Origin of the sequence: Streptomyces sp. NPDC048496 (assembly GCF_043200055.1) — a bacterium.
Lineage (GTDB): Bacteria > Actinomycetota > Actinomycetes > Streptomycetales > Streptomycetaceae > Streptomyces.
In genome coordinates, this window is sequence record NZ_JBICXB010000111.1 from 1,945 (window position 1) to 3,247 (window position 1,303).

A 1,303-nucleotide genomic window follows, 5' to 3' on the forward strand; every position below is an offset into this window, starting at 1 on the left:
ATGTACGAATGACACGACTTCGGCGGTACGCTTGAGCCCCGCTACATTGTCGGCGCGGAATCACTTGACCAGTGAGCTATTACGCACTCTTTCAAGGGTGGCTGCTTCTAAGCCAACCTCCTGGTTGTCTCTGCGACTCCACATCCTTTCCCACTTAGCGTACGCTTAGGGGCCTTAGTCGATGCTCTGGGCTGTTTCCCTCTCGACCATGGAGCTTATCCCCCACAGTCTCACTGCCGTGCTCTCACTTACCGGCATTCGGAGTTTGGCTAAGGTCAGTAACCCGGTAGGGCCCATCGCCTATCCAGTGCTCTACCTCCGGCAAGAAACACACGACGCTGCACCTAAATGCATTTCGGGGAGAACCAGCTATCACGGAGTTTGATTGGCCTTTCACCCCTAACCACAGGTCATCCCCCAGGTTTTCAACCCTGGTGGGTTCGGTCCTCCACGAAGTCTTACCTCCGCTTCAACCTGCCCATGGCTAGATCACTCCGCTTCGGGTCTTGAGCGTGCTACTAAAACGCCCTATTCGGACTCGCTTTCGCTACGGCTTCCCCACACGGGTTAACCTCGCAACACACCGCAAACTCGCAGGCTCATTCTTCAAAAGGCACGCAGTCACGACTGTCGCTCCGAAGAACAACAGCGACGCTCCCACGGCTTGTAGGCACACGGTTTCAGGTACTATTTCACTCCGCTCCCGCGGTACTTTTCACCATTCCCTCACGGTACTATCCGCTATCGGTCACCAGGGAATATTTAGGCTTAGCGGGTGGTCCCGCCAGATTCACACGGGATTTCTCGGGCCCCGTGCTACTTGGGTGTCTCTTAAACGAGCCGTCAATGTTTCAGCTACGGGGGTCTTACCCTCTACGCCGGACCTTTCGCATGTCCTTCGCCTACATCAACGGTTTCTGACTCGTCTCACGGCCGGCAGACCGTGAAAAAGAGATCCCACAACCCCGCATGCGCAACCCCTGCCGGGTATCACACGCATACGGTTTGGCCTCATCCAGTTTCGCTCGCCACTACTCCCGGAATCACGGTTGTTTTCTCTTCCTGAGGGTACTGAGATGTTTCACTTCCCCTCGTTCCCTCCACACTGCCTATGTGTTCAGCAGCGGGTGACAGCCCATGACGACTGCCGGGTTTCCCCATTCGGACACCCCCGGATCAAAGCTCGGTTGACAGCTCCCCGGGGCCTATCGTGGCCTCCCACGTCCTTCATCGGTTCCTGGTGCCAAGGCATCCACCGTGCGCCCTTAAAAACTTGGCCACAGATGCTCGCGTCCACTGTGCA

1 rRNA gene (cut by a window edge) is annotated in these 1,303 nt (G+C 56.6%); it reads right to left on the reverse strand.

Going from position 1 to position 1,303, the window contains the following annotated elements:
* Positions 1–1,279 (reverse strand): 23S ribosomal RNA (locus tag ACGFSA_RS34785); it reaches 1,922 nt to the left of the window's first position.
* Positions 1,280–1,303 lie beyond the last annotated feature (24 nt).